We start from the raw sequence: 21,013 nt of genomic DNA, 5'->3' as shown, positions 1-21,013 counted from the left end.
CTCCTACATGTACATGTTTACAGAATGATTAACTCTTTTGATGAATGAGTAAGTGCTTCGTTACCACTTAATGTAACGATTGTATCATCTTCAATGCGTACTCCGCCAATTCCCGGTAGGTAAATCCCTGGTTCAACGGTAACTGCCATGCCTGGTTCTAAAATGATATCAGACCTTACGGATAATGCGGGACCTTCATGGACTTCAAGACCAATTCCATGTCCCGTCGAGTGTCCAAAGTATTGTCCAAACCCTTTTTCTTCAATTAAATTGCGAGTTAGTGCATCCGCTTCCCTACCCGTCATCCCAGGTTTAATCCCAGCCATGCCGCGTAATTGAGCTTCTAAAACAATGTCATAAATATTAATAAGTTCTTCACTTGGCTTACCGACTGCTAATGTGCGGGTGATATCCGATACATATCCATTATAGTACGCACCATAATCCAATGTGATGAAGTCACCTTTTTCGATAGTCTTATCCGTTGCAACACCATGTGGAAGAGCAGATCGAACACCTGATGCGACAATGATATCGAAAGAAGATGAAGTTGCGCCTTGTTTCCTCATGAAGAATTCAAGTTCATTGGACACATCCAGCTCAGTGACGCCTGGACGAATAAAATCAAGAATATGTGTAAAGGCAGCATCAGCGATAGCAGCCGCTTCCTTTAATATCTTAATCTCTGAAGAAGTCTTTATCAAGCGTAAATTCTCAATTACTCCCGACAACGGCAAAAGTTGAGCTTTGATAGCCTTTTCATAAGCCTTATATGTGGCAAATGTCATATGGTCTTGTTCAAAGCCCAATTTGGTAATTTTCATCTCTTCAACTTGTTTCCCGACTTCTTCAAGGAGTGTTCCTTTATGTTGAACGATTTCAAAACCCCTAGCCTGGGTCCCCGCCTGTTCTACATATCGAAAGTCCGTGATGAACTTAGCCTCTTTCTGTGAAACCAGCACGACACCGGTACTTCCCGTGAAGTTAGTCATAAACCGGCGGTTATATGTACTTGTAATTAATATCCCATCAACGTTCACTTTTTCCATTGATTCGCGCAACCGTTCCAGTTTATTCATTTAATTATCCCCCTTGCAATTTTCGTAATGGCCTGTAACGCCAATTCATATCCATGCATTCCCAATCCGACAATCTGTCCAGCTGATACCGGGGCAGTAACCGATTCGTGACGGAAACTCTCACGGGCATGTATATTCGAAATATGCACCTCAATAACCGGAACATCAATACCGGCAATCGCATCACGAATCGCATAGCTGTAATGCGTGAATGCTCCTGGATTAATGATGACCCCATCGAATCCATGATCTTCTGACCAATGTAGTTTATCGATGATCGCACCTTCATGATTAGATTGAAAACAGCTCAAGTCCACATCTAACCCTTCTGCTTGCTCATTCAATTGGGCTTCCACATCTTCTAGGGTAGAGGAGCCATAATGAACCGGTTCCCGTTTACCTAATCGATTAAGGTTCGGACCATTAATTAATAAAATTTTTATCATCTTTCCAACACCTGCTCATGGTTAAATAATGCTTTCCATGAATATTCTATCATAATTACAAATTGTCTTACTACTTTTTTACAAACGGCCCGATCAGCTTCCCGATTGATTTTCAGCGATTTCTTTTTGACGCAGATATTCCTGATGGTCATAGGATATAGAATATCCTACAAAAAGACCGTATAAAACAAAAATGCAAACACTGGTTATGACGGAATTAGATGACATCTTCGAAACAGCGGGCAAATCTGAAAACATTGGCTTGAAAACAAAAACCAGTAATGCCCAGCAAATCACACCATAAATCAGACCAGCAAAAATGCTTTTAATTTTTTTAAAAAGCCCATAATATATGAAAGCAACACCAATGGAGAGGATTCCGAACACTAGCAAAGTCATCATCGTTCCCTGCCAACGGTCAATCCAGGACATATCCGACCAGGAAGTTAAGATGAATTTCGGACTAAACTCCATAAACTTAAAATAATGTGCCGCCACTCCGGCTAAACTAGCAAAGATTCCCCCAAAAATACCAATGGCAAATACATTGGCAAGCAACAAACTTTTATTCTCTTGCTGATGATTACCTGTTTCATTTGTAGACACCTTAAACACCTCCGATATATAGTATGTCCTTTCTTAAATAGGAATATTTTCTTTTTTGGGCCTTCGAGGGTAGATTTACTAGAGGTTTTTGTTATTATTCTGTATGATTAACTCATAAATAATGTACTTTTCTCAAAGGATAATATCCATTCAATGTTGAAGTTTATATGTATAAGAATGTTTCTTCCTGAGATGGTTCATTTATGTTCGTGTTTAGGAATAAGTTCCCCGCTCATCATCAATAGATTGATGAAAGGTCGATTTAAAAACCTGAACATATTTTAGGCTATACATGTTAGCATCCATGAGAGAGCTACGTGAAAAACTATTTAGGTTGGTGTAGAAATGTCTGAGGTTCAAAAACCCGTTTATGGAGGGCAGGCTGTCGTGGAAGGCGTCATGTTTGGCGGCAAGCATCACACAGTCACCGCTGTCCGTCGCAAGGATTCAACGATCGTGTATTACCATTTACCACGAGAATCAAAGCCTGTGATGAATCGGCTAAAAAAAATCCCATTTGTACGGGGAATCGTTGCCCTTATACAATCAAGTGCAAATGGCTCTAAACATCTTAATTTTTCCACAGAACAGTATGAAGAGGAAGCTGAAGGAACCAAAGTAGAAAAGAAAAAAGAAGTCAAGGAGTCTTCAAGGTTTAGTGTATGGTTAAGTGTGGCTGTTATCGGTGTTCTATCATTCCTATTCGGGAAATTGCTGTTCACCCTCGTTCCCGTTTTCCTTGCAGAATTGACAAGACCCATATTCTCTAGTCACCTGGCACAGATCCTAGTGGAAAGCTTATTTAAATTGATACTACTGCTCGTATATATTTACGTAGTATCCATGACCCCATTAATCAAGCGCGTGTTCCAATATCATGGGGCAGAGCATAAAGTGATTAATTGCTTTGAAAGTGGCAAAGAATTGAATGTGGCCAATGTCCAGGCAAGTTCAAGGCTTCATTACCGTTGCGGCAGTAGCTTTATTCTATTTACTGTCATTGTCGGCATGTTTGTGTACCTTCTCGTCCCGACCGATCCTCTTTGGCTCCGTGTCGTGGATCGCGTTTTACTTATCCCTGTCGTCCTAGGCATAGCTTTTGAGGTATTGCAGTTGACGAATAAAGTGAGAGATATTCCTGTTCTTCGTTACCTTGGATATCCTGGTCTTTGGCTTCAATTGTTAACCACAAAATCCCCTTCAGACGATCAGGTCGAGGTTGCACTCGCTTCCTTCAATGAGCTCTTAAAGATGGAAAAAAGTACGGAGGAAGGTTTAGACTCGGATGTTATTGTGTAAAACACTTATAACTGACTTTCGGAATAATATGATAAGTATTACTCCCTCTTTATTTTTTGGGAATATTTTGAATGGATAATGTTTAAAATAAGCTAAAAATGCTTATGATGCTCTTAAGGAGGTGTCTTTGTTGAAACGTTTCATATCTATTTTGATATACGGAATCATCGCCCTCGGAGTCTTCGGACTGATAAGCAGAATGGTTACTGACCCAATCGGACTCCTAAAGAATATTCTGATTATTGCCGCGGTCGCTGGGATTATTTATATGATCTACACCGGATTAACAAAGAGTAAGCCAGTGAAAAAAGAGCAACAGGCATTTCGTAAGGCTGCACGTCAGTCGAAAAAGCGGCTAAAGAGCAAAACTTCGAAAAAGGATAATGTGGCTAGCTTTTCGGCAGCGAAAACGTCCAAGAAAGGTTTAGCACGTAAGAAAACGGAGAGTCACTTGACGGTCATTGAAGGAAAAAAAAATAAAAAGAAAAATCGGGCCTCATTTTAGGAGCCCGATTTTTTTCTTTTTAATAGGTCCATCGTTTTAAAAACTCCCTTGTGTAAATTCGTCCACGTTCTATTAATTCCCCCTTCATCTCATCATTCATATTGAAATCCATCGCGGAAATCCCCTTCATCGGAATAAAAACGATGTTGTTAACATGTTTTTTGGATATATAACGTGAATCGTGAGCATCCTTCATCGTTTTGAACAGGGCCGAGAATAACTCCACGGCGTTTCCTACCTCATGTGGCTTCCATATTTCATCCGCACTCAATCGCAAACCGATGACGGGTCGTTCCTTTCGTACATGTTCAGAATTGAATAACCACATGGGGAAGTTGCTCAATACTCCCCCATCAACGAATAGGGCCGTACTTTTTCCTACATTCAGCTTGACTGGTTCAAAAAAATAGGGAATGCTGCAGCTCATCCTTACTGCTTTAGCCACTGAAAAAGTATGAGGGTCAATCCCATAGTTCTTCAAATCATCAGGTAGGACGACCAACTTCCCATTTGTGATATCCGAAGCGATTATGCGAAGAGATTGAGGGGGAAGATCTTTGAAGGTAACCACATTTCTGATAGCCAGTTTTTGAGCTACCCATTTTTCTAATGCCTCCCCCTTGTATAATCCCAATTTCCAATAAACTAAAAGCCATTTTGCAAAAGGAATCGGTATAAGACCGTGTCTCCTATCCAATAAACCAGATAGGTTTATATCAATAAAGAGTTTCTCCATTTCTTCCCCTGTATACCCAGCTGCTATGAAGGCAGCTATAATAGAACCCGCACTTGTTCCTGCAGTTCTATGAAATGTAAATCCACGTTCCTCCAACTCTTGGAATCCACCCAATAATCCATAGCCTTTTATCCCGCCTCCGGAAAATACGCCGTCAATGATCATAGCTGCCCTCCCCACCCGGTCTATTCATTTTTAAGCAGGAGCAGGGCTTATTATGACTGTTTTGGCGAAACTTTTCTCTTTAAGTAAAGTACTGAACTACAGCTTTCGGAAAAAATTCCTCTATATACTCTCTTATTGTCGTTTCCAACTCTTTTGCTTCTTCATTTTGATAAACGTATTTACCGATTCCATAACGGCCCCATTTATATTTCCGTTTGGTTTCATCCAGTTCCAACTTTGTTTTGGGATAATTTTTTTGAATCACTCTTTTAGCAGGCCCCGTAAAGCGATGTTGTATTAATTCAAACGTTAAATCCGGTATGTCGACTCCTTTTAAGCCCTCGCTCAATCGTTGGAAGAGTTCATAATACCCTCCCTGCCAATCTTCATGCCTATAAATGGGAGCGACGATGAATCCTAATGGGTAGCCCGCACCCGCCACTTTTCGTGCTGCCTCTATCCTCTCGTCAAAGCTTGAGGTACCAGGTTCAAAATTCTTGATCACATACCTTGAATTGATGCTGAACCTGAATCTTGTCTTACCATTATGCTTTGCATCCAAGAGATGATCGACATGATGAAATTTGGTTACAAACCGAAGCACACCATATTCACTTTTGCCAAAGTATTCGATAGCCCGTTTTAATGAATGTGTCAAATGGTCAATGCCGACGATGTCAGATGTACAAGCGGCCTCGAAACGGGTAATTTCTGGTTTTCTTTCGTTCATGTAGTTTTCTGCAGCCTCAAAAATCTCATCCAGATTAACATAGGTCCTTATATATGGTTTGGTACCAAGCGTTGTCTGTAAATAGCAATAATGACAGTGCCCCATACAGCCTGTGGCCAAAGGAATGGCATACTCGGCCGAAGGTTTAGAGGTATCGAATTTCAATGTCTTTCTGATACCTACAACCAGTGTGGATTTAGCTACACGATACTTTTGAAGATCATTATCTCCGGGTAAGTCCCGAATTTGATTATGAGAGGTCGTTTCACGGATTTCGATACCCATGTCCTCAAACTTCTTTTTCAGTTCTCTACCTAAGGGGTATTCAAGGGCCCGTGGTTCGATATAAACAAGCTGTGGGATAAAGGGTTTCATATCCATCTCCATTCATTGACCGATCCGGTCATAGTTTTAGTTAAACTAGACAACCTATATATAAGGATAGCTTTTGCCACTTCTAAAATCCTCATGATGGTTTTTATTCTGTAAATAATGGAAAGGAGATGCAATATGTCAAAGAAGCAAAATACATTCCGAAAAGTAACCGAAAATAAAGAAATGACTGTCACAGTTAATGAAAATCCAACTTCACAGCGTATCCCTGGAGACTCTGTCGACAAGTACTCCATTTTAAGAAGTGCAAATCTTGAGCTGGCCGAAAAAGAAATCGGCCAACAAATGGAAAACAACTGACAGATACAACAAAGAGAAAGCCGATTCCTTTAGGATTCGGCTTTCTTGTCGTCCGGTTTCAATGTTTTTTTATTAATGATTTTAAAGACGAGGAATAGCAAGATGAGACCAATCACGGCGGAAATAATATAACTCATGTTTAAATGATTTTTCATTAACACAGACATGAGCGGTGGTCCTGCCGCGACACCGATAAACCTGGCCGCGCTATAAAAAGACGAGATGGTTCCTCGTTGTTCCTTTTCGATATTTTCAGTGATGAGCGCATCCAATGTTGGAAGGAGGGCCCCAATGGCAATCCCCAATATACTCACTAGAATGAGCATGATCACGAGTTTGGCCTTTGTATATCCGACAAATGCCACGCTTGCCGACATCAGTATTAAACTGACCAAAATGATCTTTCTCATCAAAGGAATGCTTCCTTTGATTTTCCTCCCCGCTATATAAGAGGAGATACACAGGAATAATAAAGGGATAGCCAATATAAAGCCTTTTTTCACTCCTTTTAGATGATGCAATTTCTCCAGATTATCCGATAAGAAAAATAGCACCGCAAAAAGAATGAGCATGACGAAAACACCCAATATGAAGACTACGAACAGCCATTTTCCTTCTTTCTTAAAGGTAGCCTTCGTTTTTTTTAAGAATTCCTTGAACTTAAGGGGCTCATCTTCATTTTTTGGAACCTTGATGCAAAAGAATACGAAAATGATTGAGATCAGGCTAAAAAAGGAAATGGAAAAGAACGGAAGGAACCAAAGGACAGCTGCAAACAAAGATCCTAAAATCGGACTTAAAACTTTGCCGAACGTATTTGACGTTTCGATGATGCCAAGCGTCGAGCTGGTCTTTTCATCGTCATCCTTATAAAGGTCCCCCACTAACGGAAGAATAATAGGTGACGCCCCAGATGCTCCAATCCCTTGAAGGATCCGCCCAATGATTATCCAGGTATATGGACTGTCCATTTTCCAGGATGCGAACCCTGCAATCAATCCTCCAATTAAAGCTAATATTAGACTCGGTAGTATGACTTTTTTTCTTCCTATGCGATCAGATAAGTAACCCGCCACGGGGATAAGAAAGATGGACGCGACCGAATAACTGGTGATTATCATACTCGATTGAAATGAAGTGATATTCACTTTCTCTTCAAAAACCGGTAGTACGGGTATAAGCATTGAATTCCCCAGGGTCATAACGAGAGGAATCGAAGCCATGCTTACAATACACCACACGCTAACCTTACTATTACCTTTCTGGTTTTCCATTCAAACACCTCATTAATGTTGATAATGAATAGTCTAACCATAAAACTGAAAATACTTCATAAAGACATTTTCCAAAAAAAAGGGTTGGGACATGCTAATAGGGAATAACTCAAAAAGTCGTCGAGGAAAGCTCCTTAGCTTACCTCGACGACTTTTTGTAGCTTTTTAATAAGTTTAAGTATGACATATAAAGTAATCAGCATGATGGGATTCTATATTTTTCGTTAGTAAAAGTTCCTTGTAGACAAACAAGTTGACGATAGTCTAATTAGACTATATAATGATGAAAGTCTAATTAGGCTATATCAGTTATCCAAAGGCGTGAAAATTAAATGACAAAATCTTTTTTAATGTTAGGTCAGTCAAATATGGCAGGACGTGGATTCTTGCATGAAGTAGATCCTATCTATAATGAAAAAATAAAAATGCTACGCAATGGTCAATGGCAAATGATGACCGAACCGATTAATTACGATCGTCCTGTTGCTGGTGTAAGTCTCGCAGCATCTTTTGCAGAGGAATGGTCGAAAGTCAATCCTGATGATGAAATTGGCTTAATTCCTTGTGCGGAAGGCGGCAGTTCTTTAAATGATTGGCATCCAGAAGGTACCCTTTTTAAACATGCTTTATCTGAAGCTCGATTTGCGCTTGAGTCTAGTGAAATCTGCGGTATTCTTTGGCACCAAGGCGAAAGTGATAGCAACCATGGTCTTCATGAAACATATTATGAGAAATTGGTCCTGATTATTGATACTTTAAGAAAAGAATTAGGACTTGAAGATGTCCCTTTAATCATTGGTGGACTTGGTGACTTTTTAGGGAAAATAGGTTTTGGAAAATACGCAACAGAGTCTCAACAAGTTAATGAACAGTTACTCCGATTTGCTCATACTCAGCAAAACTGTTACTTTGTAACGGCAGAAGGCTTAACAGCCAATCCGGACGGTATTCATTTGGACGCTGTTTCGCAACGAAAATTTGGTTATCGCTACTACGAGGCATTTTCGAAAAAGTGCGATGTCCTAACACCTCTTTCGAATGAAGAACAATCATTAAAAACCAATACTGACTATTCAAAAACCGAACAAATTTATATTCATAGTATGAATATGGCTTTAAGCAAAATCACATACGCTGAATTTGAAGCAAAAATGATGAAGGTGATGCAATCATAATCCCCTTGCTTATACTTGGCCTGCTGATCCAAAATCCTGGAGCGCATGGCTACGAACTACTAACTTTAATGGAAAAACGACATTATAAGTATATCGTTAACTTTACGAAGGGTTCATTTTATTACAACTTACAACAACTTGATGAAAAAGGCTTGATTGAACAAGTTCATCAAACAATTTCAAGCAATGGGCGCGAAATCCACCGTTTTACTATCACAAATTCAGGAATGGAAGAATTCGAAAAATTAATGGTGAAGTTTGGAACTAAATCCGAATATGTCAACTTACAATGCTATGTGGCGTTACTCTTTGCAGATGATTTCGATAAATATAAATTATTAAAATTAATTCAAGCACAAATTGACCAGACTGAAGCTCGAATTGCTCTCCTCGATGATTATCTAGCCATCACAAAAGAATTTCCTGGTAAAATCGATTATTTTCGCCGCATGAACGAAAATTCTCGTTCTCATCATCAAGTGAACTTAAAATGGTTTAAAGAATTGAAAGAAGAAATAGAAGAACCCAATGCATAAATATAATATCCCCTATCAATATTACTTAGTAAAATTGATAGGGGATATTTATTTAAGGAATCCATAAAAAGGTTTTCAATAATAGAACATTCCTCTACTTGAAATCACACTGAAATCCTCTAGACATTAAAAAACAGCCCTTTGGACTATCTTAATCCAAAGGGCTGTTTTTTTTGAACGATACATCTTTTCATTACTGGTTTAAAGCCCGCACTTCAATTGGGCACCACAATTCGTACAAGTATTGCATCCGCCCATTTCCTGGACTTCACCCTTACGGCAAACTGGACACGTGTTACCCACTTCCGAACCTATCGTTACATTAGTCGAACGCAGTTCATTGATGGTATCAACCAGAACGACTTTTTTCTTTTCTTCCACATCTGTTAAGCCATCCATTTCAAGCTGCTGTTCCATTTGGTTTTCTTCAGCTTTTAATGTAAGAACCTGGCTGTCACGGCTTCCATCTACATAAACCGTTCCACCTTTTGCGCCGCCTTTATATAAGCGCTCGTACACTTTTTGGACCTGCTCGACGGTATACCCTTTTGGGGCGTTAACCGTTTTACTGATTGAGCTATCAATCCAACGTTGAATGATGCATTGAACATCCGCATGGGCTTCAGGAGCCAATTCCATCGCCGAAATAAACCATTCAGGAAGGTTATCAGGATCGGCTTCAGGATGACGATCCAAGTATTCCTGAACGATGTCCGCTTTGACTTCAATGAATTTCCCTAAACGTCCGCTACGGAAATATGTGAACGAGAAGTATGGTTCAAGACCTGTCGAAACGCCGACCATCGTACCTGTGCTGCCCGTAGGAGCCACGGTCAATAAATGGGAGTTCCGGATACCGTGCTCGGCAATGCTTGTACGAATATCCTCAGGCATCTTCTTCATGAATCCAGTATTCGTGAAGCGCGTTCTAAGCTCATTCGTTTCTTCATCCGACGTTCCCTTCAGGAACGGGAAGCTGCCTTTTTCTTTTGCAAGTTCAACCGAAGCCCTGTAAGCAGACGTAGCAATCGTTTCAAACACTTTGTCCACCAGGATTTTTCCTTCTTCTGATCCATACTCGGTTTCACAATAAATTAGCAAATCATGCAGTCCCATGACACCTAATCCAACCCGTCTCTCGCCGAGTGCTTGTTTTTTGTTTTCCTCTAGGAAATAAGGGGTTGCATCAATGACGTTATCTTGCATCCGCACGCCCACTTCAACTGTTTTCTTAAGTTTTTCGAAGTTAACGGTCTTATTATCTTTATCCGCCATCTCAGCTAAATTGACCGCTGCCAGGTTACACACTGAAAATGGAGCCAATGGCTGTTCACCACATGGATTCGTAGCAACGACTTGCTGTCCATAAGCTTTTGCATTCGTCATCTCATTGGCATTATCAATAAAGAATATTCCCGGTTCTGCTGAGTACGTCGCACAAATGTTAATCAGGTTCCAAAGCTCCTTAGCACGGATCTTACGGTAAACCCGGACTTTATGGCCCATTTTTTCCCACTCGCGTACGTCTCCTACATTGTGCCACTCATCATTATAAATCGCCATTTCTTCCGCGTCGTAGCTTTCGACATCAGGGAAGCGCAACTCATACTCCGTATCTTTTTCGACGGCTTCCATGAACTCTTTGGTTAAGCAGATTGAGATATTGGCACCAGTCAAAAAGTCCGGATTGTGGACGCTATACGTTCCGCCTACGCGAACTTTTTCTTCAGCATCCCTAATGATTTTTTCACTGAATCCACCTAGACCCGGAATCTCTTTATAATTAATGATTCCTTGGTACATCGCCGTTTCTTGTTCGGTATGCGGTGTGAACTTCAATTTATCCGATGCATATTTCTTTATGGTTTCATCTTTTGTGTTCTCCATTAGGTAACGAAGAATCCTTGGGTTTTGCATTTTTGAAATAATGAACTCCGCAATATCTGGATGCCAATCAGTAAGCATGATCATTTGGGCACCGCGTCTACTTCCACCCTGTTCAACCAAATGAGTCAATTTCGCTATATCATCAAGCCATGAAACAGAACCTGAAGACTTGCCATTGACCCCTTTCGCAAGGGTGTTTCTTGGACGGAGAGTAGAGCCATTCGTACCGACTCCACCACCACGGCTCATGATCTCCATGACTTGCTTTCTATGCTCGGAAATCCCTTCGCGTGAATCTGGTACAAACGGCATGACATAACAATTAAAGTACGTTACATCCGTGTTAGAACCAGCGCCATATAATACCCGGCCGGCCGGCACGAAATTAAGGTCCTTTAATTCTTCATAAAATTTATTGAACCATTCCGTTCTTTTTTCTTCAGTCGTTTCCACTGAAGCCAAACCAGTTGCATTACGCTTGGCAATTTGCTCGTAATATATTTCAAGCGGCTTTTCGATGATATCAAGCGGCCGATTAATGATTCCTGTTTCCACTTCTTCCGGATTATCCAGCACTCCGCGGAACTCTTCATCCACTAAAACCTTTGCCTTTTTCGATTCCCAATCTATTTCAACGATATGGCCAAGACCACGTGCAGGAAATTTCGGATCTTCTTTAATTGTCAATACTACAAAATCGCCAGCAGAGAGTGTGATTTTTTCAGTATCCTTAAAAGAATAGCGGTCAAGCATAACTAGACGGGACACGCCCTTATGCATCATTTTCATATCAGCCGTTACAGGATGAACTTGGGGAAATAAAGATATATCTTCATTCAACCTTTCTAGATCAACCTTTAAAGCTTCTTTAATTACAACCGACATAATTCCCTCTCCTTTACATGTTTCAGATCCGTTCTTGTTGCAAAAATCAATATGTAACCTACATGTCCGTTTCGCTTAACAAGTTACACTAAATTTATCATAGCGAAACACAAAATTCAACATGTAGTGTTTAAGTATTTATTTTAACCACTATATATTGTGTTGTGGTTGATTGTCTTTTAATTTTGTCAAACGGTGAATCAATTAATTGAGTTAGTAAAAGGGAGGAAAATGTCGATTTATAATAAAAATTAGACAGATTTCAATGAATTTGAACATTGCATTTTGCCCGCCTCTTTCAAAGCACTGACGTTACAAGGAATACATGCTTGTTCACACAAATCTGAAAAAACTTATTTATTCCCGACTCTCGCTTCCCCTCTTTTTCTACCTCAAAAAATTCCAGTCATCACTTTCATATTTATTTTTGGCGATGTCCTTCACTTCCTGTAATTGCTTTTCACTCAGCACATATGGTTTCAAATCAATCGACAGACCCTCAGAAAAACCGTTTTCAAAGGCTACCTTCGCCTCGGAAATAGTTATTTTTCTACCAGCAATGTCATTGATGGCCACTGCTTTGTTTCTCAGATTGTTTTTCATCTTCTCTTTTACTTTATCATCGGAGAACTTGAATACACTAAATAGCTTCTCCTCATCAAGTTCAAGCAGGATGGCTCCATGCTGAAGGATAACACCTTTTTGTCTCGTTTGTGCGCTGCCCGCAACTTTCCTTCCCTCAACAACCAGTTCATACCAGCTTGGCGCATCAAAGCAAACTGAGGACTTTGGAGATTTCAGCATCTCTTTATCCTGTTCAGTTTCAGGCACAGAGAAATAGGCATCCAGTCCGAGGTTTCTGAACCCCTTCAATATCCCTTCAGAAATCACCCGATATGCTTCGGTCACTGTATTCGGCATTCCCGGATAAGACTCTGGGACAATGACGCTATAGGTGAGTTCATGTTCATGCAAAACAGCCCGACCGCCTGTAGGCCTACGGACAAAACCTAAGCCTTGCCTTTCAACTTCCGCCAAATCGATTTCGGTCTCAGCCCTTTGAAAATACCCGATGGATAATGTAGCCGGGTTCCACCCGTAAAACCGGATCATGGGAGGGATTTCCCCATTACTCTGCCAATTCAAGAGTGCTTCGTCCATTGCCATATTATAAGCAGGTGAACAATCGCCTGAATCAATGAATCCCCATTTTTCTTTCGTCACGATTACCCCTCTTTTCACGTAGGCTTATTAAACCCTCTAAAAAAACTCACAAGTAGTAGTTTACCAGAGTTTAGCAACGTAAAAAAGAAAGTAAGCTATTCCACCAAATATTTATAAAATTTTTTTTGATTATTGGAGAAACCAATTATATAATAGACATTGTCTGTATTCGTTTAGGTAGAAGGGAGTTTTTATGGTTGGATATCTTATATACACTGATTATCATCATAGTAGCCATCGTTGCATATTCACTATTTAATTGGTTCCGTCAACGTAAAATCGTTAAAACCTTAACACAGGAAGAATTTATCGCTAATTACAGAAAAGTTCAATTAATTGACGTACGGGAACCTAATGATTTTGATAATGGACATATCTTAGGGGCAAGAAATATCCCTATGACACAAATGAAGACCCGCTTAGTGGAAATTAGGCAGGACAAGCCTGTATACTTGTATGCTCAAAGTGAAATCATTAGCGGAAGAGCGGCAGCCATGCTATATAAAAAAGGCTACAGGGAACTTTTTCACTTAAAAGGCGGTTTCAAAATGTGGACAGGGAAGATCAAGGCGAAGAAATAAGGCCCAATTGCCTAAACCTTACATCTTATCCGGTTTTGAAACATATCATACTGTTCAATAGGGAACTCATGCTTAACAGGCCAAGCATGTTATTTCCCGAGATACATATGAATTTTACCAAATAAAAAACCCCCGCCATCTGGCAGGGGTTTTTTCAGCATCATGCTTGATAACGAAGAATTGGTTTTCTAGCGGCCAATGTTTCATCCAGGCGTTTAATAACCGTGGTATGGGGAGCCTCCTGAACGATTTCAGGGGTTTCTTCGGCTTCCTTGGCTATTTGTATCATTGCATCTATGAAAGCGTCCAGTGTTTCTTTTGACTCCGTTTCCGTCGGTTCGATCATCATTCCTTCTTCTACATTTAACGGAAAATATATGGTTGGTGGATGATACCCAAAATCAAGTAGTCTTTTCGCAATATCTAATGTACGGACTCCCAACTGCTTTTGCCTCCGACCACTCAATACAAATTCATGCTTACAATGGCGATTATATGGCAAATCGAAAAATGGTTCCAAACGTCGCATCATATAATTTGCATTGATGACGGCATTCTCCGTAACGGCCTTAAGTCCATCCGGTCCCATTGACCTTATGTACGTATAAGCCCTTACATTGATGCCGAAGTTCCCATAATAGGGCTTGACCCTTCCAATGGATTGTGGACGGTCATAATCAAGGACAAACTGATCGCCCTCTTTTGTCACGATCGGTTTAGGCAAATAGGGAATTAAATCCGACTTCACCCCAACCGGACCTGAACCAGGTCCTCCTCCGCCATGGGGTCCAGTGAATGTTTTATGGAGATTTAAATGAACAACGTCAAAACCCATATCTCCTGGACGCACTTTGGAAAGAACAGCATTCAGGTTAGCCCCGTCATAATAAAGCTTTCCACCGGCGTCATGGACAAGCTGTGCCATCTCCAGGATATCCTCTTCGAATAAGCCTAATGTATTTGGATTCGTAAGCATTAATGCTGCTGTATCTGGTCCTACCACTCGCTTCAAGTCTTCAAGGTCCACGAGCCCGAATTCATTGGATTTTACCGTAATCGTCTCTAGTCCGGCAACTGTTGCCGAAGCCGGGTTCGTTCCATGGGCCGAATCGGGGACGATGACTTTCGTACGGTTTACATCTCCATTCGCTTCATGGAAAGCCCTGATCATCATGAGCCCAGTCCATTCACCATGCGCCCCGGCAGCAGGCTGCAAGGTCACTTGATCCATTCCTGTAATTTCCGTCAAATGTTCCTGAAGATCAAATAACAACTCTAGAGCACCTTGGACGGTTTCTGGGTCCTGGTATGGATGGATATGGGCAAAACCATTGTACCTGGCGACATTTTCATTAATTTTCGGATTATATTTCATCGTACAGGAGCCGAGTGGATAAAACCCAGAGTCCACTCCATGGTTCCGTTTGGATAAAGCCGTATAATGACGCATGATATCAAGCTCGGAAACTTCCGGAAGCTCGGCTTCCTCCGTACGTATATATTCCACAGGCAGGATTTCTTCTAGTGGAATATCCGCTACATCCATTTCAGGAAGGCTATACCCGATTCGACCGGCTGTACTGATTTCAAAAATGAGTGATTGATCTTGATTATTCATAGTTGATCCCCCAGTTCCTGCGCAAATGCATCGATTTCTTCTTTTGTTCTTAGTTCCGTTACAGCCACTAGCATATGATTTTTCAACTCGGGATAAACGGAGCCCAGGTCAAAACCACCAATCATTTCTTTTTCAAAGAGCCTCTTATTGATATCTTTGTAGGGAAGAGGCAACTTAATGACAAATTCATTAAACGAAGGTCCTTCAAAGACCACTTCAATTCCTTGTGCTTGGAGCGTCTTTTTTGCGTAATGGGCTTTTTGAATATTCTGGACGGCCATTTCTCTGACGCCTTTTTTCCCTAGAGCAGTCATGGCTACAGCGGCTGCCAATGCGTTCAATGCCTGATTGGAACAAATATTGGATGTAGCTTTGTCACGGCGTATATGTTGCTCACGTGCTTGGAGCGTCAGTACGAAGCCCCGTTTTCCATCCTCATCCACTGTCTGACCGACTAAACGGCCCGGCACTTTCCGTAGCAGTTTTTTCGTGACCGCGAAATATCCGCAATGAGGTCCGCCGAATGCGGCTGGAATGCCGAATGGCTGAGCATCACCCGTCACGATATCGGCACCGAGTTTTCCCGGCGGAGTCAATGCACCAAGTGCAAGCGGATTACTCGATACGATAAACATCGATTTCACGTTATGTATGATTGCTTCCATTTCCTTCAACGGCTCGATGCGTCCAAAGAAGTTGGGGTACTGTACGATGACGCCTGCAATATCATCCGAAGCCAGGTCTTTTAAAGCAGCAATATCTGTGACTCCGTCTTTATGAGGAATCTCGATGACCTCCACCCGTTGACCCTTTGCGTAGGTTTTCACCACTTCCCTTGATTCAGGATGGACAGTAGATGATAATAAAATCTTTTTCCGGCGCGTTTGTCCGGCAGCAAGCATGGCCGCTTCAGCTAAGGCTGTTCCACCGTCATACATCGAGGAATTCGCAACCTCCATACCCGTCAATTCACATATCATCGTTTGATATTCAAAGATGGCCTGAAGCTCTCCTTGAGAAATTTCCGGTTGATAGGGAGTGTAGGCTGTATAAAACTCCGAACGGGATAGGACGTGATCGACGATGACAGGTGAATAATGATCATACACACCAGCCCCAAGGAAAGATGCATAGTTTTTCAAATCCGCATTTTTGGAAGCCAGTTTTGATAGTTCCTTCATTAAAGCTGGCTCTGATTTTGCTGGTTTTATGTCATATTCACCTTGAAATCGGACATTTTCTGGTATATCGCTGAAGAGATCATCGACGGATATGACCCCTATAACTTCCAACATTTCTTTTTTATCCTGCTCTGTCATCGGTAAGTAACGATGTTTCATCTTATGGACCATTCCCTTCTATTTTCGTGTATTTTTATAAAAAGGTGTTTGGATAACAATGGCTTTCAGTCTCTTAGAACGGATTTCCACTTCTACTTCCGTGGATAGACTTGAGTGATTCTTATCGATAAGGACCAATCCTACATTTTTATTCAATGTTGGTGACTGAGTCCCTGTCGTCACTTCGCCAATGAGTTTCTCCCCGTTATATACTTTATAGCCATGCCGAGGTATGCCCCGGTCAATCATTTCGATTCCAACAAGCTTACGTGGTGCCCCTTTTTCCTTTTGTTCGGCAAGCACGGCTTTTCCAAAAAAGTCTGACGCCTTATCCGGTTTAACCGCAAAACCAATCCCCGCTTCGATTGGGGTGATGTCCGGCGAAAGCTCTTGACCATAAAGCGGTAGTTTCGCTTCGAATCGAAGGGTATCACGGGCTCCCAGCCCAATCGGTTGTATCCCATCATCTTTACCAGCTTCCAAAATTTTTCTCCAGAGGGCTGGACCATCCTCACTTCGGCAATATATCTCGAAACCATCTTCCCCCGTATACCCTGTACGTGAAACCATCGTGGATATATTATGAATGTGGACATCTTCTTTAAATTTAAAAAAGCCAATTGTGCTTAAATCGGTTTGCTCGGTAATCTTCTGCAATACTTTCTCCGCTCGAGGACCCTGCAGAGCAAGTTGCGCATAATCGTTTGAAACATTATTGATGCTGACACCTTCCATACCATTCGCCTGAAGCCAATTGAAGTCTTTCTCGATGTTGGCTGCATTGACCACAAGCAGATAATCCTCTTCCGCTTTTTGGTAAACGATAAGATCGTCCACGGTCCCCCCATTTTCATAACACATGGCTGTGTATAGCGCTCCGCCCTGTTTCAGCTTGGCTACGTCATTCGTCAACATCTTTTGTAAAAAAGAAAGGCTCCCGAAACCTTTTACCTCAATCTCTCCCATATGCGACACATCAAATAAGCCACCTCTTGTACGCACAGCTTCGTGTTCATCTTTTATGCCGGTAAACTGCACGGGCAGTTCCCACCCACCAAAATCGATTGTTTTTCCACCGTGCTCACTGTAAACCTCGAATAATGGCGTTCTTTTTAAATCGCTCAAAAAATGACCTCCTTCAATTTTTTTGCTTGTTCTCTTTCACCTGATATTCCTTAAAAAAAAGACACAAAAAAGGACAGAGAAAGCCAAAATGGCTTTTTCTCTGTCCTGAAACCTGAAAGTTTACCTATTATTATAGGTTTTCCCCTTTGGTGGCCGTCATTAAATAATTGGCGCTCTCCAGAGTCGCGTCCGATAAGAGTTCATTTGCCTGAGAGATTCACTGCTAAGTTTGCTCCTTCGGCGCTACATATGTAGATGGTAGTCTCTCCCCTTATCCTCACCCGCATATTGATGGAAAAGACTGAAAATTCCCCACCTGATGGTCATCCATTTGCGTGAAATGGGTACCAATCTGCTCATTGTTGATCTTTGGATAAAGCACTATCCAAATGCTAATACTATAATAACTAAAATTATTATCCAAGAAGAATATTTTCCTTCTAACTTCATTACTATTGCAATTTTCTAAATATATTTACATCCTACCCTAAGATACTTTACTCTGCAATAACTTTCGTGGAGAAAGATTTTATTAACCTATAAAAAAGTTCATGGTCTAAAGAAACTAAGAAAATTATGTTTTAAGAAGGAGCAAGAATCAATGAAAATCAATATATCCTTCAGTTCTGATTGGAATGATGAATTTCTGCAAAAGATGGAAAACGACGGTCCATGGGGAAATTGGGATCTTTATAAACTGGCCATCCAAATGGAAGAGAACCTAATTATTCCTGATTTCGAAGGCTTACAAGCGCCTAAGCACCTTCAACAACTGACTCCCCTTCCCCATCAATTAGAGGCTGCACGTCAGGTGGTTGAACAGATGAATGGCAAAGCCATATTGGCTGATGAGGTCGGTCTTGGTAAGACTATCGAAGCGGGATTGATTTTAAAAGAATATATGATTCGGGGACTGGTTAAAAAGGTTTTGATCCTTGTACCCGCATCACTTGTCACCCAATGGGCTTTCGAACTGAATACGAAGTTTCATATTCCTGCAGTAGTTCAAAGGAAGAGTTATGTATGGGAATCATGCGATATCGTCATATCCTCCATCGATACGGCTAAGCGAGCCCCCCATCGGGATATCATTTTCAATCAAGAATATGACTTTATCATTATTGATGAAGCTCATAAACTTAAAAATAATAAAACGAAAAATTATGAATTTGTCCAAAATCTTAAAAAGAAATTCTGTTTGTTGCTGACTGCTACACCCATTCAGAATAAAATCGAGGAAATCTTTAATCTCGTTTCATTATTAAAGCCTGGACACCTAGGAAATGCCGCACTCTTTTCCGAAAAATACAAAGGGAAAGGCCGGAACATTCTAGAAGATGAGCACTTAAAGGAGCTTGTCAATACGGTCATGATAAGAAACCGACGTGCCGATACTGGAATTGAATGGACGAAACGGCGTGTAGAGACGATCATCATTGAATTTTCACCAACTGAACAAGCCTTGTATGATGCCGTAACGAAGTTTAAACCAATATCAGACGGAACAAAAGGAAGTGCTTTTTCTTCACTCACCCTTCAAAGGGAAGCATGCAGCAGCCGAGAAGCAGTCTACTATACATTGAAGAATATGAAGGAAAAATACAAAGAACCATCGGCTGACTTTGAAGCAAGATTAGATGATCTGTTTGAGAAAGTAAACCTCACCGAACAAAATTCAAAGGCAGAGAAGGCTTTGGAACTTATTAAGAAAATTGATGACAAGGTCATTATTTTCACCGAATATCGCGCTACACAGCTTTATCTACAATGGTACCTGCAACAGCATGGCATTTCATCCGTTCCATTCCGCGGAGGGTTTAAGCGTGGTAAAAAAGATTGGATGAAGGAACTATTCCAGAAGAAAATCCAGGTATTGATTGCCACCGAAGCCGGAGGAGAAGGAATCAACCTACAATTTTGCCATCACTTGATCAATTTTGATTTGCCTTGGAATCCAATGAGGTTGGAACAAAGGATTGGACGGATTCATCGACTTGGTCAAGAAGAAGACGTCATGATTTATAACTTTGCCACTAAAAATACAGTCGAAGAGCATATTTTGAAATTGCTTTATGAAAAAATCCACTTATTTGAAAAGGTAATTGGAGAATTGGATGATATTTTAACGAAGTTGGATATTAACAATATCGAGGAATATTTAATTGATGTTGTCGGAGAGTCCAAATCAGAAGGAGAAATGAAAATTAAAATGGATAATTTGTCTTCCATGATTCAGTTCGCACAAGCTATGAAGGATGGTGAAATCCATGCAGCAACAGGAAATTCATGATTTTTTAATAACCTACTTTCAATCCAACGCATGTGAAGTGTTGGAAAATACCTCTTCATATCTCACTGTTCAGTTAACGATCGAAATGGATAAGGAACTCATGAACAGACCTTTTTATTGGCACTATCTCGAAAAAACCGGTGGGATACCGAATCCTGGCATGCTTACGTTCATCACCCATCCCGAACTGGCACCGCCTGATTTGAAAGGGGAAATCATTCATTTTGGTTCGCCACGGCTCCACCAAATTATCCAGTCGACCAAGAGGCTGGCAGGTTTCATCAGGCTTTTTGAGGATAGGCCTCCCTTAAAGACGGGCCAAAGTCCACTTTTTCCTTGGCTCACCCAAAATGTAAAAATCTCTTATCAGTGTGACAGAAAAAAAGATATCTTCATGTCCATAGGACTTAATTTAATTTCCGGTGAATTCATAGAAGGATTCAATGAGCGTCTCCTGTCGGTCAAGGTCACTCCCAAAATACCGGATTATTCTTTTACACTTTCCCCCTTGATCATGCCTAAAAGCGGGCTATCCAGACTCGATACGTATATTCGTAAAAGCTTCGAGAATGATGATCATACCTGGGCGGAAGAAGCGATGGAACGGTGGCAGACAGACTTGAATCTATTGGAACATTTTTATAAGGATATGGAAGAGAAAAGCGAAAGCTACTTCACTGAGAAACAGGCATTGCAAGCCCAATATGAGCCAAATATCCAAATTACCATCATCAATGGCGGGCTATTCTATTTATCCGACCAATCATTAGCATAATGGTCTCTTTAGCCAATCATTAAGAAAAGCAGATGTCTATGAAT

General features: G+C 40.9%; 19 protein-coding genes and 2 riboswitches. Of the genes, 8 read left to right on the top strand and 11 right to left on the bottom strand.

Annotated features, from left to right (window positions below; genetic code table 11):
- Window positions 1-17: 17 nt before the first annotated feature.
- The 3 genes from ACQKL6_RS16265 to ACQKL6_RS16255 all read right to left on the bottom strand — a co-directional run bounded on the left by ACQKL6_RS16265 (window position 18) and on the right by ACQKL6_RS16255 (window position 2,131).
- Window positions 18-1,079, bottom strand: coding sequence for a M24 family metallopeptidase (locus ACQKL6_RS16265; RefSeq protein ID WP_427651479.1), 1,062 nt, complete (start codon window positions 1,077-1,079; stop codon window positions 18-20).
- Window positions 1,076-1,525, bottom strand: coding sequence for a type II 3-dehydroquinate dehydratase (gene aroQ, locus ACQKL6_RS16260; protein ID WP_427651478.1), 450 nt, complete (start codon window positions 1,523-1,525; stop codon window positions 1,076-1,078). Before aroQ ends, ACQKL6_RS16265 begins: the two co-directional genes overlap by 4 nt.
- A 93-nt stretch (window positions 1,526-1,618) precedes the next feature.
- Entirely contained in the window at window positions 1,619-2,131 is a 513-nt protein-coding gene (locus ACQKL6_RS16255) for a YqhR family membrane protein (protein ID WP_427651477.1), read from the bottom strand.
- Between the two features lie 345 nt (window positions 2,132-2,476).
- On the opposite strand from ACQKL6_RS16255, the gene ACQKL6_RS16250 reads away from it, so the two are divergent.
- Both ACQKL6_RS16250 and ACQKL6_RS16245 read left to right on the top strand, forming a co-directional pair.
- Window positions 2,477-3,430, top strand: a complete 954-nt coding sequence (locus ACQKL6_RS16250) for a DUF1385 domain-containing protein (protein WP_402986208.1) — start codon at window positions 2,477-2,479, stop codon at window positions 3,428-3,430.
- A gap of 130 nt (window positions 3,431-3,560) precedes the next feature.
- The gene (locus ACQKL6_RS16245; protein ID WP_402869444.1) at window positions 3,561-3,935 is read left to right on the top strand and encodes an SA1362 family protein; all 375 of its coding nucleotides are present in this window, start codon (window positions 3,561-3,563) and stop codon (window positions 3,933-3,935) included.
- 19 nt (window positions 3,936-3,954) lie between these two features.
- Here the strand turns inward: ACQKL6_RS16245 and ACQKL6_RS16240 are convergent, their stop codons facing one another.
- Both ACQKL6_RS16240 and splB read right to left on the bottom strand, forming a co-directional pair.
- On the bottom strand, window positions 3,955-4,836 hold the full coding sequence (locus tag ACQKL6_RS16240; protein WP_402956561.1) for a patatin-like phospholipase family protein: 882 nt from the start codon (window positions 4,834-4,836) through the stop codon (window positions 3,955-3,957).
- A gap of 79 nt (window positions 4,837-4,915) precedes the next feature.
- Window positions 4,916-5,941, bottom strand: a complete 1,026-nt coding sequence (gene splB, locus ACQKL6_RS16235) for a spore photoproduct lyase (RefSeq protein ID WP_402986212.1) — start codon at window positions 5,939-5,941, stop codon at window positions 4,916-4,918.
- A gap of 135 nt (window positions 5,942-6,076) precedes the next feature.
- Here splB and ACQKL6_RS16230 point away from each other — a divergent pair, with 135 nt between their 5' ends.
- Window positions 6,077-6,259: a hypothetical protein gene (locus tag ACQKL6_RS16230; RefSeq protein ID WP_427651476.1), complete on the top strand. Its 183-nt coding sequence runs from the start codon at window positions 6,077-6,079 to the stop codon at window positions 6,257-6,259.
- Between the two features lie 29 nt (window positions 6,260-6,288).
- Here ACQKL6_RS16230 and ACQKL6_RS16225 read toward each other — a convergent pair whose 3' ends face one another.
- Window positions 6,289-7,533 carry an MFS transporter gene (locus ACQKL6_RS16225; RefSeq protein ID WP_427651475.1) on the bottom strand — a complete coding sequence of 415 codons (1,245 nt, stop codon included), beginning with the start codon at window positions 7,531-7,533 and terminating at the stop codon, window positions 6,289-6,291.
- A gap of 332 nt (window positions 7,534-7,865) precedes the next feature.
- On the opposite strand from ACQKL6_RS16225, the gene ACQKL6_RS16220 reads away from it, so the two are divergent.
- Together ACQKL6_RS16220 and ACQKL6_RS16215 are read left to right on the top strand one after the other, a co-directional pair.
- Entirely contained in the window at window positions 7,866-8,708 is an 843-nt protein-coding gene (locus tag ACQKL6_RS16220) for a sialate O-acetylesterase (RefSeq protein ID WP_403121902.1), read from the top strand.
- Window positions 8,705-9,244, top strand: a complete 540-nt coding sequence (locus tag ACQKL6_RS16215) for a PadR family transcriptional regulator (RefSeq protein ID WP_427651488.1) — start codon at window positions 8,705-8,707, stop codon at window positions 9,242-9,244. Before ACQKL6_RS16220 ends, ACQKL6_RS16215 begins: the two co-directional genes overlap by 4 nt.
- A gap of 201 nt (window positions 9,245-9,445) precedes the next feature.
- On the opposite strand, the gene ACQKL6_RS16210 is transcribed toward ACQKL6_RS16215, so the two are convergent.
- Window positions 9,446-12,016 (bottom strand): vitamin B12-dependent ribonucleotide reductase, encoded by a 2,571-nt coding sequence (locus tag ACQKL6_RS16210; protein ID WP_403121904.1) that lies wholly within the window; start codon window positions 12,014-12,016, stop codon window positions 9,446-9,448.
- Between the two features lie 387 nt (window positions 12,017-12,403).
- Window positions 12,404-13,240 carry a lipoate--protein ligase family protein gene (locus ACQKL6_RS16205; RefSeq protein WP_402869456.1) on the bottom strand — a complete coding sequence of 279 codons (837 nt, stop codon included), beginning with the start codon at window positions 13,238-13,240 and terminating at the stop codon, window positions 12,404-12,406.
- 197 nt (window positions 13,241-13,437) lie between these two features.
- Between ACQKL6_RS16205 and ACQKL6_RS16200 the strand changes: the two genes are divergently transcribed.
- Window positions 13,438-13,821 carry a rhodanese-like domain-containing protein gene (locus ACQKL6_RS16200; protein WP_402869458.1) on the top strand — a complete coding sequence of 128 codons (384 nt, stop codon included), beginning with the start codon at window positions 13,438-13,440 and terminating at the stop codon, window positions 13,819-13,821.
- A 160-nt stretch (window positions 13,822-13,981) separates the two neighbouring features.
- Here ACQKL6_RS16200 and gcvPB read toward each other — a convergent pair whose 3' ends face one another.
- The 3 genes from gcvPB to gcvT are packed head-to-tail and all read right to left on the bottom strand — an operon-like array spanning window position 13,982 to window position 17,904.
- Window positions 13,982-15,439 (bottom strand): aminomethyl-transferring glycine dehydrogenase subunit GcvPB, encoded by a 1,458-nt coding sequence (gene gcvPB / locus ACQKL6_RS16195; protein ID WP_402869460.1) that lies wholly within the window; start codon window positions 15,437-15,439, stop codon window positions 13,982-13,984.
- Complete coding sequence (gene gcvPA, locus ACQKL6_RS16190; protein WP_427651474.1) at window positions 15,436-16,779, bottom strand: aminomethyl-transferring glycine dehydrogenase subunit GcvPA; 1,344 nt, start codon at window positions 16,777-16,779, stop codon at window positions 15,436-15,438. Before gcvPA ends, gcvPB begins: the two co-directional genes overlap by 4 nt.
- Before the next feature lie 18 nt (window positions 16,780-16,797).
- A complete protein-coding gene (gene gcvT, locus ACQKL6_RS16185; RefSeq protein WP_403121908.1) occupies window positions 16,798-17,904 on the bottom strand; it encodes a glycine cleavage system aminomethyltransferase GcvT in 1,107 nt (368 codons plus the stop codon).
- A 98-nt stretch (window positions 17,905-18,002) separates the two neighbouring features.
- A riboswitch (glycine riboswitch) is annotated at window positions 18,003-18,087 on the bottom strand.
- 3 nt (window positions 18,088-18,090) lie between these two features.
- A riboswitch (glycine riboswitch) is annotated at window positions 18,091-18,185 on the bottom strand.
- Window positions 18,186-18,505: 320 nt separating this feature from the next.
- On the opposite strand from gcvT, the gene ACQKL6_RS16180 reads away from it, so the two are divergent.
- The gene (locus ACQKL6_RS16180; RefSeq protein ID WP_402956549.1) at window positions 18,506-20,194 is read left to right on the top strand and encodes a DEAD/DEAH box helicase; all 1,689 of its coding nucleotides are present in this window, start codon (window positions 18,506-18,508) and stop codon (window positions 20,192-20,194) included.
- Window positions 20,172-20,969: a YqhG family protein gene (locus ACQKL6_RS16175; RefSeq protein WP_402956547.1), complete on the top strand. Its 798-nt coding sequence runs from the start codon at window positions 20,172-20,174 to the stop codon at window positions 20,967-20,969. The genes ACQKL6_RS16180 and ACQKL6_RS16175 overlap by 23 nt, the downstream gene beginning before the upstream one ends.
- Window positions 20,970-21,013: the final 44 nt, after the last annotated feature.

The organism is Peribacillus sp. NPDC097197 (genome assembly GCF_050278025.1).
GTDB lineage: Bacteria > Bacillota > Bacilli > Bacillales > DSM-1321 > Peribacillus.
Note: the sequence above shows the minus strand (reverse complement) of the source record. Positions and strands in the feature narration are given on the sequence as shown.